This is a genomic window from Streptomyces sp. NBC_01341, assembly GCF_035946055.1.
Classification (GTDB): Bacteria; Actinomycetota; Actinomycetes; order Streptomycetales; family Streptomycetaceae; genus Streptomyces.
This window is the reverse complement of sequence record NZ_CP108364.1, coordinates 7,250,515-7,265,292: the sequence shown is the minus strand read 5'-3', so window position 1 is coordinate 7,265,292 and position 14,778 is coordinate 7,250,515. Positions and strand designations below refer to the sequence as shown.

At 66.8% G+C, this 14,778-nt stretch carries 15 protein-coding genes and 3 pseudogenes; 6 read left to right on the top strand and 12 right to left on the bottom strand.

What is annotated here, in order from left to right; genetic code table 11:
• Positions 1-120 precede the first annotated feature (120 nt).
• Positions 121-261, top strand: a pseudogene (locus tag OG206_RS31745) (isochorismatase family protein); the annotation flags it as partial.
• A 149-nt stretch (positions 262-410) separates the two neighbouring features.
• Here the strand turns inward: OG206_RS31745 and OG206_RS31740 are convergent.
• On the bottom strand, positions 411-2,381 hold the full coding sequence (locus tag OG206_RS31740; protein ID WP_327122032.1) for a discoidin domain-containing protein: 1,971 nt from the start codon (positions 2,379-2,381) through the stop codon (positions 411-413).
• A gap of 260 nt (positions 2,382-2,641) precedes the next feature.
• Positions 2,642-3,049: a DUF6193 family natural product biosynthesis protein gene (locus tag OG206_RS31735; RefSeq protein ID WP_327122031.1), complete on the bottom strand. Its 408-nt coding sequence runs from the start codon at positions 3,047-3,049 to the stop codon at positions 2,642-2,644.
• Positions 3,050-3,115: 66 nt separating this feature from the next.
• Here OG206_RS31735 and OG206_RS31730 point away from each other — a divergent pair.
• A pseudogene (locus OG206_RS31730) lies at positions 3,116-3,977 on the top strand (IS5 family transposase).
• Between the two features lie 9 nt (positions 3,978-3,986).
• Here the strand turns inward: OG206_RS31730 and OG206_RS31725 are convergent.
• The 4 genes and pseudogenes from OG206_RS31725 to OG206_RS31710 form a co-directional block, all read right to left on the bottom strand.
• A complete protein-coding gene (locus tag OG206_RS31725; RefSeq protein WP_327122030.1) occupies positions 3,987-4,139 on the bottom strand; it encodes a hypothetical protein in 153 nt (50 codons plus the stop codon).
• Positions 4,140-4,573: 434 nt separating this feature from the next.
• Positions 4,574-4,960 carry a hypothetical protein gene (locus OG206_RS31720; protein WP_327122029.1) on the bottom strand — a complete coding sequence of 129 codons (387 nt, stop codon included), beginning with the start codon at positions 4,958-4,960 and terminating at the stop codon, positions 4,574-4,576.
• Positions 4,961-5,442: 482 nt separating this feature from the next.
• Positions 5,443-6,474 (bottom strand): CU044_5270 family protein, encoded by a 1,032-nt coding sequence (locus OG206_RS31715; protein WP_327122028.1) that lies wholly within the window; start codon positions 6,472-6,474, stop codon positions 5,443-5,445.
• 147 nt (positions 6,475-6,621) lie between these two features.
• Positions 6,622-6,792, bottom strand: a pseudogene (locus OG206_RS31710) (IS5/IS1182 family transposase); the annotation flags it as partial.
• 7 nt (positions 6,793-6,799) lie between these two features.
• On the opposite strand from OG206_RS31710, the gene OG206_RS32655 reads away from it, so the two are divergent.
• A complete protein-coding gene (locus OG206_RS32655; RefSeq protein WP_442805977.1) occupies positions 6,800-7,000 on the top strand; it encodes a DUF6193 family natural product biosynthesis protein in 201 nt (66 codons plus the stop codon).
• A gap of 403 nt (positions 7,001-7,403) precedes the next feature.
• On the opposite strand, the gene OG206_RS31705 is transcribed toward OG206_RS32655, so the two are convergent.
• Positions 7,404-7,859 (bottom strand): SRPBCC family protein, encoded by a 456-nt coding sequence (locus OG206_RS31705; RefSeq protein WP_327122027.1) that lies wholly within the window; start codon positions 7,857-7,859, stop codon positions 7,404-7,406.
• A gap of 106 nt (positions 7,860-7,965) precedes the next feature.
• Between OG206_RS31705 and OG206_RS31700 the strand changes: the two genes are divergently transcribed.
• Genes OG206_RS31700 through OG206_RS31690 form a run of 3 tightly spaced genes read left to right on the top strand, consistent with a single transcriptional unit; the run spans position 7,966 to position 10,042 of the window.
• A complete protein-coding gene (locus OG206_RS31700; RefSeq protein ID WP_327122026.1) occupies positions 7,966-8,841 on the top strand; it encodes a hypothetical protein in 876 nt (291 codons plus the stop codon).
• On the top strand, positions 8,814-9,560 hold the full coding sequence (locus OG206_RS31695) for a hypothetical protein (RefSeq protein ID WP_327122025.1): 747 nt from the start codon (positions 8,814-8,816) through the stop codon (positions 9,558-9,560). The genes OG206_RS31700 and OG206_RS31695 overlap by 28 nt, the downstream gene beginning before the upstream one ends.
• Positions 9,557-10,042, top strand: a complete 486-nt coding sequence (locus OG206_RS31690) for a cupin domain-containing protein (protein WP_327122024.1) — start codon at positions 9,557-9,559, stop codon at positions 10,040-10,042. The genes OG206_RS31695 and OG206_RS31690 overlap by 4 nt, the downstream gene beginning before the upstream one ends.
• A gap of 508 nt (positions 10,043-10,550) precedes the next feature.
• Here OG206_RS31690 and OG206_RS31685 read toward each other — a convergent pair.
• The 5 genes from OG206_RS31685 to OG206_RS31665 all read right to left on the bottom strand — a co-directional run bounded on the left by OG206_RS31685 (position 10,551) and on the right by OG206_RS31665 (position 14,552).
• The gene (locus tag OG206_RS31685; RefSeq protein ID WP_327122023.1) at positions 10,551-10,862 is read right to left on the bottom strand and encodes an SCO5918 family protein; all 312 of its coding nucleotides are present in this window, start codon (positions 10,860-10,862) and stop codon (positions 10,551-10,553) included.
• Positions 10,863-10,919: 57 nt separating this feature from the next.
• The gene (locus tag OG206_RS31680; RefSeq protein WP_327122022.1) at positions 10,920-11,324 is read right to left on the bottom strand and encodes a CBS domain-containing protein; all 405 of its coding nucleotides are present in this window, start codon (positions 11,322-11,324) and stop codon (positions 10,920-10,922) included.
• A gap of 46 nt (positions 11,325-11,370) precedes the next feature.
• Positions 11,371-12,867, bottom strand: coding sequence for a DEAD/DEAH box helicase (locus tag OG206_RS31675; protein WP_327122021.1), 1,497 nt, complete (start codon positions 12,865-12,867; stop codon positions 11,371-11,373).
• 294 nt (positions 12,868-13,161) lie between these two features.
• Complete coding sequence (locus OG206_RS31670) at positions 13,162-13,365, bottom strand: cold-shock protein (protein WP_327122020.1); 204 nt, start codon at positions 13,363-13,365, stop codon at positions 13,162-13,164.
• Positions 13,366-13,919: 554 nt separating this feature from the next.
• The gene (locus tag OG206_RS31665; protein WP_327122019.1) at positions 13,920-14,552 is read right to left on the bottom strand and encodes a carbonic anhydrase; all 633 of its coding nucleotides are present in this window, start codon (positions 14,550-14,552) and stop codon (positions 13,920-13,922) included.
• Positions 14,553-14,778 lie beyond the last annotated feature (226 nt).

Below are 14,778 nucleotides of genomic sequence, written 5' to 3'. Positions count from 1 at the left end.
CCCTGCTGCGGCGCGGCCTGCCCGCGCTCGCCACCGTGCCCCTGCTCGCCACGACCGGCCCCGCCGGTGGCGTGATGGTGCCCACCCCGGTGAAGGACCTGCCCTCCCTCGTGCACCCCGGCCGGCTTCGAAGACACCGACGAAGAAGGGACCTCCCTCACCGACTGGCTGCACACCCGCGGAGTGGACCATGTCGACGTGGTAGCCATCGCCACAGACCACTGCGTACGCGCCACGGCCCTGGACGCGGTGAAAGCCGGCGTCCTCGAGAGCCTGCGGAAACGAAGACCACGGCGATCGCGCTCACCGGCCCGGTGACCGAGAACGTGCTCGCCAGACTTCACCCCGCGAGGGTTCGGTCACGCACGGCCGGAACGGGTTGTGTCGCGGCACCTACGCTCGAGGTTCGATCACGCGCCGTACACCCGCAACTCCGAGAGCTGGCCAGCCGGCCAGCCGGTGTTGACGGTGAAGATCAGGCGCAGGTAACGGGTAGTCGCGCCGGTGGGCAGGGTCAGGGTAGCGGTGTTCCCGGTGGATGGGTCGAAGATATACGGGGAGGCGCCGAGCAGGGAGATATAGGACGTGCCGTTGATACTGCCCTGGACCGTGATGGTCTGGGTGCGGGTGGCCCAGGCGGTGGCCGGGGGGAGGGTCAGGACGATGTCGCGGGCGCCGGTGGCGGTGCCCAGGTCGACCTCAAGCCACTGGGGGAAGGCATTGTTGGCACTCTCCCAGTATGTGTGCGGGCTGCCGTCGACCGCGTTACCCGGGCCGTAGGACTGGGTGGAGCCGCTTGCAGTCGTCGGCCGGTGCAGAGCCAGGTTGACGTTGGCGGAGCCGTTGGTGGTCACGCTGACCTGGGGCGACGGCTGCGAGACGGTGCCCGCCGCGTCCACGGCCTGGACGTCGAAGGTGTACGAGGTCGAGGCGGTGAGCCCGGTGACCGTGAACGCGGTGACGTTCGCGGGGGCGGTACCGATCGGGGTGGCCACGCCGTCGGTGATCCGGCGGATGCGGTAACCCGTCACACCCACGTTGTCGGTGGAGGCGGTCCAGACGAGCGCCACGGTGGTATCGGCTACTGCGGTCACCCGGAAGTTCCCCGGGGCGGTCGGCGGTACGGCGTCGCCACCGGGAACCGGCAGGGTGGGCCGGAGAGGGGTGAGGGGGGTCTGGCCCTTCAGCATCCGGCCGCCGTCGCCCGTCAGGCGCAGGTAGTAGTCGGAGGAGCAGGCAATTCCGTCCTCGTCGAGTGCAAGGAAGCCTGAACCGGCCGGTACCGAGGCCTGGGACTCGGCGGTCTTGGCAATCTGGTTGCCCTCGTTGTACTCGTCGAACATGGAGATGTAGACGCTCGGCACCCCGGCCCGGCCCATGTTGTAGAACTGCCGCCACATGAAGTCACCATGAGCGCGCTGGCGTTCGGTAACGCCGCCGGGCAGCACGCACGGCTGGTAGTCGATGCCATGGGCGACGCACTCGGCAAGGTCGGGCACGGTCGCAACGTTGTAGAAGTGGTCGGCTTCTCCCGCGTTGCTGATACGGCCGACCAGCCAGGGCGAGAGCATGTCGAAGGCGTGGTAGACGCCAGAGAACCCCGGCCGGGAGTCCCTGTCACCCGTCCGCCACCAGGTCGGGACGCCGCCGACCACATAACATCCCTGTGATTTAAACCAGTTGATGACATCAAGGCACTGATCCGGAGCGAAGGGGCGCTGGGCGTCGTTGAAGCCGAAGCCCCAGATACAGACCACCGGCTTGCCGTTCTGCTTCGCGTAGGCGGGCGAGGCCGTGTGGGATCGCATCTTGGCGGTCCAGTCGGCCTTGATGTCGCTCTGCATGGTCGTCCAGTCCGAGACGTCATACATGATGTAGAACTTCACGCCCTGGGACTCGGCTGCGCTGCGCACTTTGCCGGCCATTGCGTCGCGGGTCGGGCCCTCACCTCCGGTGGGGTTGAAGCGCTGGAGAGCGGCGGTGTCGATTCCGTACTCCCTCATCCAGCGGAAGTGCAGGTCGACCGTCGACTGGTCGTAGGAGGAGAACAGCGAAGCCGGCTGCCCGTTGCCCAGGTTACTGAAGGCGGTGCGGTAGGTGGTCGGATAGTCACGCACATCGGGCCAGGCGACGATGGCCTTGTTGCTCGTGGACGGTAACTGGCCCCAGTTCTGGGCCCAATGCCACCAGCCGTTGATCGGAGCGCTGTCCCCGGCGCAGGCGAACCATCCCTGGTACCCCACGGTCACCTTGCCGACCACGTCGCCGGGCGGACTCGCCGCGACGGCAGCGCAGGCCGGTGTGGTCTGCCCCAGCCCCACGGCACCTACGACCCCTGCCGCAGTGGCCGCTTGCAGGATCGCACGACGTGTAACACCCATCTGTTTCCTCCGGCTATGACGAACTGGCTGCCGGCCGACTGGATCGTTCATGCCGACGAGGCAAGGCGATGACACGGAAGCGTATTCACAGAGACACAGGGACGCAATAGACCGCGGGGAGATGTGCAAGAAGACGCGGGAATCGAGAAAAAGTTGGGCCTGCCCGTCTGACCACCAGGCTGCGGACGGAGGAACTAGAGCCCCTCTTCAAAGCCGTTTAGAACCGCGATTTCTGCTTCCGCGAGGCCGGTGAGCCCGCCCTACTTGCTGTCTCGTGCCTTCTCGTAAGCGGCCAGTTCCCCCGCATTGCCGATGAAGGCCGGGCCGCAACCTGGCGGCAGGCGATCGATGACCATCGCTACTGCGGCCTGCGCGCTGTCCGTCTCGGCGATCCGAGGGCTGCTCCGATGCGGTCCTTCGACGTAGTACCGGCCGTCTCGCAGCGTGCCGATGTACGGGATGTCCCAGGTGTAATCCATCTCCGTACACCTGCTGAAGTGCAGCTCCCACATACCGGTCCACGGGGAGAGCTGGCGAAGCAGCGGTTCACCATGCGCTACCCGCACGAGCTTTGCAAACGGTTCCAGAAGCGGTGATGCTTCCGGCCGGAACGGTTCGCCGTAAGTACTCAGGACCTTGTGCCAGGCTGCGTCGACGATGTTGGTCATACCGCGATTGTGCGGGGCCCTTTCGGCCTTGTCATCAAAGATCATCCGCCAGTGGATCATGGTCGGATGCAGAGACATGAACTCACCGATCAAGACTGGGATTTACTCGCTCCGCTCATACCCTCGGCCTCGACTGGCCGGCCCAGGGTGGACGACCGGCGGGTCATCAATGGGATGGTGTACAAGATCCGCACGGGCCTGCCGTGGCGTGACCTGCCCGACCGCTACGGGCCGTGGCAAACGGTCTACACCCGCTTCCGCCGCTACGCGTTGAGCGGCGTCTTCACCCAGGCCCTCCAGCAGATCCAGGCCCAAGCCGACGCGGCCGGCGACATCGACTGGCTCGTCCAGATCGACTCCACCATCGTCCGCGCCCACCAGCACGCCGCCGCCACCGGCCGAAAAAGGGGACCCACCGGCCGGACGAACCATACGATCACGCCCTCGGCCGATCCCGAGGAGGACTGACCACCAAGATCCATCTCGCCTGCGACGGGAAAGAACGCCCCCTCGCGATCTTGCTGACACCCGGCCAACGCCACGACAGCATCTGCGCACGCCCCCCTCCTGGAACGCATCCGCGTCCCCCGCGACGGCCCCCGGCCGGTCCCGATCCAGACCTGATCGGGTCATGGCCGACAAGGCTTACAGCTCCCGGGGTTTCCGTGCCTACCTGAGCAAACGCGGTATCACGTGCACCATCCCGGAGAAGAGCGACCAGCGGCGCCACCGACACAACCGAGGCCGCCTCGGCGGAAGGCCACCGGCCTTCGACCGGCAGGTCTACCGCCGACGCAATGTGGTCGAGCGCTGCTTCAACCGCCTCAAGGGCTTCCGAGGCATCGCCACCGGATACGACAAGACCGCCACCTCCTACGAAGCAGCGGTCAGTCTTGCGTCATTCCTGCTGTGGGCAAAATCCGTTTGAAGACGGACCCTAGTCATGGTCGATCCGCCGCATGAGCTCTTCCCTAAGTTGGATGTATCGCTCGCGTGGCATGTCCCAGTTGGCAGGAGCCGGGAGCAGTTCGGCGATCTCCTCGACCTCGATGCGCCAAGTCTCCTGACTGCTGGGGCGGTTGTTAGTCATGTGGTGTCGTCCTTAATGGCACGGCCGCGAGTGCGTCCTCACCCAATACCTCTCCACGGCGGGAGTTCGGTTCCATATTCGTTTCTTCCCGGTCTGTGAGCTGACGACCTCGTGCATGGCTGAGGAAAGCCGTGTTGCGTGTGCGGTCGGCGTTCTGGTCGCCCCGCAGTGACGGGCAGTACGAGTGCCTTCGTGTGGTGGGCTGCTTGTTGGTCGGTAAAGACGAGGGCCCTCCAGTTCTTGAGATGGGCGACGCCTCGTTCGACGGGGATTTAGGTCGAGGAGTGGGCGAAACGGGCATTCTCGTGGTGTGCCATCAGCCCTTCAGATGTTCGAGGTGTCTGCCGCGTCGTTTGCGCGGCGGGGTGACGACCTGGCCGCCGTAGAGTTTGGCCGCCCGGCTCTGATAGCCGGAGTCGGCAAGGATCTGCAGGTCAATTGGTGTCGGCGAGCAGGTTGACCAGGCCGGAGTCACGAGCCTGAGTAAGGTCGGCGACGGAGCCGGCCCGGACCACGCCGCAGAACAGTGGTCGTCCGCGCTGGTCGGTTACGACGAGCGCTTTCGTGGCGTTGATGCGGCTCTTGCCTGAGATGAACCGTCTGCGTCCGCTGCGTTGTGCGCCCAGGCGACGGACTCGGATCTCGGTGGCGTCCGCCAGTGCGGTCTGGTTGGTGGCGCCCAGACAGGTGATCACATCGCCAAGCGTGCGAAGTCGCAGACCGCCCTCGACACGACAGCCCCGGTCGCCGATCAGGGGTCGGATCTCGTCGACCGCACGCGTAATGGTCGACCGGAAAAAACGCCCCGGACCGGTACGCACGAGCGCTAGCGCAAGGCCCACTCCTCACGCCGTATCCGTGTGGAGCACGGCATCGCACACCTGAAGAACTGGCAGGCGCCGGCCCGCCACCTTGGCCGCCGGGAGCACATGGACGTTACCGTCCAAGCCCCGGCCGGCCCGCTGTCCCAACAGCAGACCGCGGACAGCAGGCCGGTCTTCCATACGTGAGCAGCCGAGCCCCACAGAACTCTCCCACGTCCAACCGCTGCCCGTGCGCGAGCTCGTTGGGTCAACTTGCTGGTCCGCGCCAGGTCGGCGCCCAGCGCACGGTACCGATGGGAATGCCTGAACTGTCCGCGGCTTAATGGCAGCCAAGGCCCGACCACCCGGGCCGGCCGGCGCCAAGCCCAGGCAATAGCGACCTCGTCGTAGCAGCGGACCGAAGGGCCGACGGAGTGATCCACAGGCCCTTCGGTTTGGCATGCCATCGGCGTTCGACGGCCATCGTTCTCGGGGCGTTGTCAGCCGGCTGTGTGCGCGAGCGTCTCTCCGGGCTGTTCGACGATCCCGCGCTCCATGACGGCGTCGATGCCGAACAACACGTCGTTCTCCGCATCTCGGGATGCGGCCCCGCCACGGACGAAGTACGCCTGTGAGCCGATATAGGCGAGGGTGTGCTTGTCGAAGATCAGTACGGACCGGGTCGCGGAATCGTCGTCCCTGCGGGTGATGCCCATGCCGTGCCGTCCCGCCGCGTCGACGACGTCGGGGATCCGCGTGATCCCGGGAATGAGGGCGGCAGCTTCGTACAGGGCCGATGTGGTAGCCGTGGGCATTGTCACACTGCTCAGCAGGTCGCCGATCGTCCTGAAGACGGCCTCGTCCTTCGACTCACCCTCCTCGACTTCGGTCTGGTCGTAGAGCAGTTCGCGCATGGCGGCGCGGTCGGTGGGCAGTGAGGCCATCCATGCGTAGGTGGCGTACCAGAGGCCGGGCCGCACTGGGTTCGAAGACGTGCACGGCACCAGTTGACCGGGCATGACGGCGTCCTTGCCGCTTGAGCGGATCCAGCCGGTCAGGGTCGTCGGGCCTGGCTTCTGAGCCGTCCAGATCTCCTCCTTGTGCAATGCACCGAGCATCACCCGGTCGCCGTAGGTCCCCTTGTTCTCGCGCGCCAAGCGCTGCACGTACACGAACTGGTCCTTCTTCACAGGCGCCGCGTCCCTCTCCGTAGCTGCGGTGGCGATGCGGCCGAGAGCGATGGTCGCGCTATTCGCCTGGGCTGGCGCAAAGGCGGCCGACCCGGCTACCGGGGCGGAGCTGTGGTCACCGAGGGAGAACGTGAGGGTCAGGGCACCGACGAGGGCCGCGGACACGGCAGGCAACGCCAGAGCCAGGCCCGGCAGCCTGAAGGGCGACCGGGCCGGCGTCGAGGCGGAGGGGTAGTGGTGATCGTGGTCGAAGCGCTGCATCAGGGTGTCCTTGTGATGGATGTGGCGGCTCGGCGAGTGATCCCGGTGGGCAGGAGCTGCCGACCGATCTCTCCACCTCACCTCGGGCAGAGCCGACCTTCGCGTGCGCGCGCAGGTCGCTCCCCTTCCAATGGGCGAGGCTCCAACTGAGGCCTCACTCCTTTCCTCTCCGCGACCCTCACTCGGTTCCAATCTTTTTCGCCCTCCAGGATCTGCTAGGGTCCGTCTTCAAACGGATTTTGCCCACAGCAGGAATGACGCAAGACTGACCGCTGCTTCGTAGGAGGTGGCGGTCTTGTCGTATCCGGTGGCGATGCCTCGGAAGCCCTTGAGGCGGTTGAAGCAGCGCTCGACCACATTGCGTCGGCGGTAGACCTGCCGGTCGAAGGCCGGTGGCCTTTGGGACATCCCGTACATCGGCACGCTGCGAGATGGCCGGTACTACGTCGAAGGACCGCATCGGAGCAGCCCTCGGATCGCCGAGACGGACAGCGCGCAGGCCGCAGTAGCGATGGTCATCGATCGCCTGCCGCCAGGTTGCGGCCCGGCCTTCATCGGCAATGCGGGGGAACTGGCCGCTTACGAGAAGGCACGAGACAGCAAGTAGGGCGGGCTCACCGGCTTGGCGGAAGCAGAAATCGGGGTTCTAAACGGCTTTGAAGACGGGCCCTAGATGCTGCGGAAGGGGAGTTCGTGGCGGCTCGGCACGTTCGGCATCGCCCGCCCGCACTGCCTCGCCCTCCCCGTCCGGGTGAGCCCCGGCTTCCTGGTCCTGCACACAGCACAAGAAGGCTCCTGCGGCGGATCACTGTCTGGACCCGGGCCAGGGTTCAGCGTTCGTCCTCGAAGCCGTGCACTGAGGGGCCCTTGCCGAGTTCCTCCCCGAGCACCGTGAAATCTCCATCGGAGACGGCCGGGGAGTTCGCCGGACACACGGAACGGCGATATTCGATCGGATTTGATGACTTCTCACCCTTCGACGTTCGAATTATCATCTAGATGATTTCCCGTCAGGGCGCGGCGATCCTTCCAGGCCTGATTTCGGCAGGGCTCAGCGCTGCGATTCCGTTTCGAAATACATCGTTTGCGAATAGGAACCTCAGCCGTGGCCCGTCGGCGGGGTCATGCGGCTCGAACGTCGCCGTCCAGGTGACCTGACAGGAGGCGCCGGCGCCCGATTCGGACACCTCCACAGTCGCGCAGTAATTCTTGACGGGAAATGGACTGGTCAGGAACGCGTACGTGAGTCTGCGCCCCTCGGTGTCACACGAGATCAACTCCTCGCGGACGGCTGCCCCGTCGAGTGTCGTAAGGGCCCTCACCACCCCGCCTCCCGGCCCGGGCATGCTCTCCTGGATGCTGCGGGAGATCAGCGGATGCCATTGCGCGATGTCGCCGAACGCCATAATCCGTCCCCATACGACCGAGGCCGGGCATGCGACATCTCCCTGGACCGTTACCGTCATGCGGTTATCCAATTTTCACACCGACTCTTACGTGTTTTGCGGTTGAGGGCTTCACCCGAGTAGAACAGATCAAGATTCAACGCCGAACGGATCGAGAATTCAACACGTGACCATCCGACGTCCGGACCAGCCCGAGCCGGCGCCCGTAAACGGCCTTGCCTCCTTTGCCTCGACCGCGGTCGCTCTTACCGCCGCCCCCGAGGATGGCCCCCACCTCCTGTACCGCGCGGCCCGGCGCCTGTGTGACGCCGGCGGCCGGAACGTTCTCCTCGGACAAGCCGCGGGCGAGCTCACCGCACACCTCGAACCCGGTCTCCACGCCCGGATGTTCTTCTCCACCGAGATGCGCGGCGAACAAGCCAAAACGTCCCTGCTGCACCTCAACCTGAGACTGTTCACCACCACCGGCACGCCGCCGACCGCCTCCCTGGGGCGCTGGGCGGACGTCTGGCACCGCCAACCCCTCACCGCACAGGAAACGCAGCGGGTGGCGGGCGAGCTACCCCTGATGAGCGCCACCGTCCAGCGGCTGCGTGACGGCAAGCCGCTCGCGGGCTTCGCGCTGATGGTCACCGGGCATTTCCTCACCGACCTGGTCCACTTGGTCGGCTGTCTCGCCGAACTGGGTGCTCCGCTGGAGGCCATGACGGTCCTGCGCAAGGACTACGCCTACCAGTGGAGGCACCGGGTCCACGGCCACCTCGCCGACCTCGGCGTGAGCGTCTGCGACGCGACGGATCCCGAAGCGGTCGCCCGGCACACCGCCTTGGCCCGCAGACAGGGCCTGCGCTGTCTGGCCCTGGACGACGGCGGATACGTGGTACCCGCGCTGCTGGACCAGGCCCGCTCCGGCCGCGGGCCGGACAGTGCGGCCGGCCTCTGGGCCGGGGTGGTCGAGCAGACCATGTCCGGGATCTACAACTTGAAGGCCACGAACACGACCTGCCGTTCCCGGTGTTCTCCGTCGCCCAGTCCAGACTGAAGGGGCGCATCGAGTCGTACTGGATCGCTGAGAAGGCCGTTTCCACAGCGCTGGAGTTGCTGCCCGCGGTGAAGATCGAGGGCCAGCCCGCCCTGGTCATCGGCTACGGCCAGGTAGGCGCACAGATCGCCGTGCTCCTGACACAACGGCGCATGCGGGTCGCGGTCCACGACGCCGATATCCTCCACCTCATCGACGCCCACGAGAGCGGCTACATCACCGCTCGTGAACTCGGCGCGCTCCTCACCGGGCACGCACCACTCATCATTTTCGGAGCCACAGGCCGCACCAGCATGTCCACCCACGAGTTCCAGGCCCTCAAGCGGTCCGTCTGCCTCGCCAGTGTCAGCAGCCGCGACATCGAGTTCGACCTCCCCGCCCTCGCTGCCCTGGCCGCCCCGGCCGAGGCGGCCACCCCCGACCACTTCCGGCGCACCCACCGTCTACCAGGTGGTGTGGACGTCACGGTCCTGGCCGGGGGCCGGCCCGTGAACTTCCACGAGACCGACAGCATCAGCAACCTCCACTCCGACCTCGTGTACGCCGGCATGCTCACCGGCGCCTGCACCATCGCCACCTGGCCCGCCCCCAGGGGGCTGGACCCCGCCTGGGCCGACACCGTCCTGGAGGACTGCGGACTCCTTCAGGACTACTACGAGCGCTACGGGCCGCCCGCCACCCCCGAGACCAGAGTCCCGACCGGAAGCTGCCACCGATGACTGCCCGTCCTGAGACCGCCCGCGTCCTCGACCTCGAGCCCCACCCCGAAGGCGGCTGGTACCGCAGGATCTACACCTCCTCCATTACCGTTCCCCACCCGACCGGCACCGGTCACCGGCCGTTGGTCACCCTTATCCACTACCTGCTGGCACCGGAGGAACGCTCCCAGTGGCACATGGTGGCAAGCGATGAGATCTGGCTCTGGCGCGGCGGAGGCCCCCTGGTTCTGTATGTCAGCCCGCCCGGACCGGCACCGACCGCGGTCACCGAACACCGCCTGGGAGCGCAACGTTCCCCTGGCACCGAGCTGGAGGTGTGTGTGCCGGCCGGCTACTGGCAAAGCGCCCGCCCTGCCGGAGACGGTGAGGTTCTGGTGAGCTGCCTTGTGACACCCGGCTTCGACTTCGCCGACTTCACTCTCCTCACCCCGGCGCAAGGCACCGACTGCCAACGTGCGTCTACGGGGCAGGGGGGTACGTAACGGGATTGCCGCCGCAGCGGGCCGCAATGTCGTACAGGCGGTCCTGCTCGTTATGATCGACGGCGAGCTGCTATAGGTCGGGAACGTTGATCTGGCTGAAGGTTGAGCATCTGTCGAAGGAACGGGCTTCTCCGTCGCTTCGATCTGGAGCACGCCTTCCGCTTCCTGAGCCTGTTCTTAACCTACGTCCGGATCCTGGCAGGTGGCTGGCAGGCCTGGGGTGATCAGTTCAACGGGATGCGCCGACCCTCAGGGTGGTTGCGTACTCAACAGATGGCCCTGTTCTCCGGTCGGTTCCGGGATCCGCGCAGCAGCGAGTACTACTTCATCAGCTCGATCATGGTGTGGTGCCTCACCGACCAAAGTGCACGTGACCACGACGAAGGCCATGAAGGTGAGTCCGAGAGGGCCGGGGTCCGGACACTTCGGTACGCGGTGAGGGTCCGACCGGGGGTGCGCCGGTCGGACCCTCACCGCTGCTTGCTGACGGCTTGCGCCTGCCCGCCGGTCAGGCGGCCGCAGGAGCGCCGAGCATCGCGGATGCGTGCTGCAACGGGTTGAGAGCGCGAGCGGGTGCGGGGGCATGGGAAACGCCGCGGCAGGTAAAGCCGAGCTGGGTCATGGCCCGGAGGACTTCGCCGGCGCTGAAGTCACGGCGGTCCTGGCGTGTGACGATCTGGCCCACCTGTTTGACGGGGTAGGTGCGTCGGCCGATGATCACGGACTCGCCGGGGGCCTGCTCGGGCTTGATGCCCTTCATCGATGCCAGGACGCCGCTCTTGGTCAGGTCGAACGGGAAGCGGGCGATGACACAGCGCATGATGCCTCACAGGGAGAGGGACGGAGAAGGAAGTGGCTCTGGCTCGGTGGGGACGGCTCAGCGGGCAAGGGCGAGGACGCCCAAGGCGCTGCCGTGTTCGTCGACCACGGGCAGGGCTTCGACGTGGCTGGAGCGCATCATGTTCCCGGCTTCGGTCATGGTGGTCACCGGTGAGGTGAACGGTCCGCGGTCGCCGAGGATGTCCCGCAGCCGAACCCTGTCCGTGTAGGCAGAGCCGTCACGGGCGGCTGTGAGCTGAGTGTGTGTGACCAGTCCGGTACACAAGCCGCTGTCGTCGCAGACGAGCAGATGCCCGGTGCGGGCACTGGCCATGACGGACAGGGCCACCTCGACGGTCATGTCGTCACAGACCTGAGGTCCGGCGGTGTCCATGGCTTCGGCCACTGTCCTGCCTACGGTGGTGGCATTCGTTGAGCGGGGCTGCATCTGGACCAGCGTCAAAAGGTGCCTCCTGCAGAGATGGGTGAGTTTCCGCGTCACGGAGTTCTCAGGCCGCAGCGTCGAAGGAGGACCTATGTGCGGTCACGCGCCGGGCCGCGGAGGCGGGGCTCCGCCGGCCGCGTGAGGATGTGCTGCGTTGACGCCGCTCGACCACCGGTGCGGTGATCGTCACAGGAATACCTGAGGGGGCCTGGGCGCCGGTGATGCGGCCGAGTGCCTCTTCGCCGGAGCGGACCTGGGTCGTCTGGGGCACGATGCCGGCGGCGGCCATGAGGCGGGTCATGTCTCGGCGCTGGTTGGGGGTGACAAGGGTGACAACGCTGCCGGACTCCCCTGCCCGCGCGGTTCGGCCGCCGCGGTGGAGGTAGTCCTTGTGGTCGGTCGGCGGGTCGACGTTGACGACGAGGTCGAGGTTGTCGACGTGGATGCCGCGGGCGGCGACGTTCGTGGCCACGAGCACGGTGACGTGCCCGGTCTTGAACTGGGTCAGGGTCCGGGTGCGCTGCGACTGTGCCTTCCCGCCGTGCAGGGCGGCGGCCCTCACACCGCTGGCCAGCAGGTGGTCGGTGAGCTTGTCCACAGCCCGCTTGGTGTCGAGGAACATGATGACCCGGCCTTGGCGAGCGGCGATCTCGGTCGTCGTGCGGTGCTTGTCGGTGCCGTGGACGTGGAGGACGTGGTGCTCCATCGTAGTGACCGCGCCTGCGGACGGGTCGACGGAGTGCACGACCGGGTCCGTGAGGTAGCGCCGGACCAGGCGGTCGACGTTGCGGTCCAGGGTGGCGGAGAACAGCATCCGCTGGCCTTCGGGGCGGACTTGGTCCAGGAGCGCGGTGACCTGGGGCATGAAGCCCATGTCGGCCATCTGGTCGGCCTCGTCCAGGACGGTGATCGCGACCTGGTTCAGCCGGCAGTCACCGCGGTCGATGAGGTCCTTGAGCCGGCCCGGCGTCGCCACGACGACCTCGGCGCCACCGCGCAGGGCGTTAGCCTGCCTGCCGATCGACATTCCGCCGACGACGGTGGCCAGGCGCAGCTTGACCGAGCGGGCGTAGGGGGCCAGGGCGTCGGTCACCTGTTGTGCCAGCTCGCGCGTCGGGACGAGGACCAAGGCCAAGGGCTGGCGGGGCTCGGCGCGCTGACCGGCGGTGCGCGCCAGCAGAGCCAGGCCGAAAGCGAGGGTCTTGCCGGAGCCGGTGCGTCCACGGCCCAGGGCGTCGCGGCCCGCGAGGGTGTTGGGCAGGGTCGCGCCCTGGATCGGGAATGGGACGCTCACGCCCTGCGCGGTCAGCGCAGCGAGCAGTGGGGTGGGCATGTCGAGGTCGGCGAACGCCACGACGGCGGGCAGCGCGGGAGTGACTGTGACCGGCAGTGCGAACTCGCCCTGGACCGCGGCGGGCCGTCGCCCCTGACTGCCCGAACGGCCCGGACCGCCCGAACGGCTCGGGGCGGTCGAGTTGAAACGGCTTCCCCGGCCCGTACCCACGCCGGATTCGGCGGTGCGGCTGCGGGCGGAACGGTTGTTCGTACGTGTGGGGTTCATTCAGAACCTTCCTTGATACGGCACGTATCAAGGATTCCTGCAGCGGAAGAACAGCGCGGGGAATCACAAGAACGGGCCGAGAAGAATGCGAAAGTAGATCAGGTCCGCAGCTGACCCGGAGTGGGGTGCAGACCAAGAAAAATGGGTGACGTCACGTGGACGTGAAATCCAGAACGCCGAAATGGCGAAGCCTCGAGCATCGACATGACTCTGTGCGCTGAGGGTGCGCAGGTGGCACGAGTCCGGCAGGGGCCCGCACCCCGGGGGACGCGGGCCCCAACTGCGAAGTAGGCGTCAGGCGGGGACGATGTTCTCGGCCGTCGGAGACTTCGGGCCCGGCACGATGTCGAAGGTGACCTTCTGGCCTTCGAGCAGCTCGCGGAAGCCCTGGGCGGCGATGTTCGAGAAGTGGGCGAACACGTCAGCGCCGCCACCGTCCTGCTCGATGAAGCCGAAACCCTTGGCCGCGTTGAACCACTTCACAGTGCCGGACGCCATGTCATATCTCCTTCGGGGCAGGTACGCCGGGATCCGTGATGCACGGACGCCGCGTCGCCGCGATGATGCCCCGCCCGGAGAAAACCGGAACCAAGAAAGCTTGCACTGAAACGCCAGCACAGAAGCTTGAAAATTTGGGAACCACAACTGCAACCGAGATCGACAGTAGCATGCCGTAATGGCCTGCGAACGGTAAATAATTCCACTCTGTTGCCTGTGGCAAAAACACTCCCGGCGCGGCGCGTTGAACCCTGACGCCGTGGCCATAGATATTGGCCCACCCCGAGCACAGCGTTGCAGAAGGGTTGCCGTACGCCCGTTACGGCGCAGGGTCTGGGGCGCACGTGTGGCCGGTCACCCCGAGGGAGAGGCCGCTCTCCTGAAGTGTGCGTCCCCTGTTGCCCATGCCCTGCAGGTCGAAGCAGCAACGGCGGCTCACAGGTCGCAGTCGGTGTTCGCCGCAGGGACGGCAAACAGTCCGGGCTCACCCGCAGACACGGCTTCCCGGAGGCCGGCGTCGCGGACCGTCGATCGGTGCGGCCGAAGCTGCCGAGTCATGAGCCTGCCTCCTCCCCTACCGTGATGTCGCCGCGTGACGTGACAAGCCGTGCGCTGCCTTCGGCGAGCTGGTATCCGAGTCCGACGACGGCCACTTCGCCTGCATCGACCTGTTCCGAAAGCAGGCGTGAGCGGTCGAGCATCAGGTCGACCGTGTGGCGGATGTGCTCGTCCACATCGCTCTGGGCGGCGAGTCCGGCCGCACGGGCTGCGAGAATGCTCGGGGTGACGCGTTCGACGACATCGCGGACGAAGCCGCCGAGGGAGAGGCCGTCCTCCACGGCTGCGCGGGCGGCCGCGACGGCGCCGCACGAGTCGTGGCCGAGGACGACGACCAGGCGTGCGCCGAGCACACTGGTCGCGTACTCCACGCTTCCCAGCACTTCCGCACCCAGAACGTGCCCGGCAGTACGGACGACGAAGAGGTCTCCGAGCCCTTGGTCGAAAATGATCTCGGCGGCCAGCCGCGAGTCGGAGCACCCCAGCACCACGGCAAAAGGGTCCTGCCCGGGAGCAAGCTCCGCACGCCGGGCGGCGTCCTGGTTGGGATGCCACGGCATCTCTGCCACAAAGCGCTTGTTGCCGGACATGAGGGACTCGAAGGCCATGGCAGGCGACGTTCTCGGCATAGCGTAAGCATAAGATCCAACCCCCCGTCGGCACACCGAAGGGTGCCTCGCGCGGGCCACACGGGGGCACGGAGGGCGCCGGGCCCGTACCGTGCCTCCTCTCTGCTGACCGGGGCGTTGGATTCCTGTCAGCTCCCTGGATCCCCTGAGGAGAAGCTCCGCGATCCGGACACCCGGTCTCCTGGAGCGGGAACGCCCAGGGCAGTCCTCACCACGGGACGCAACG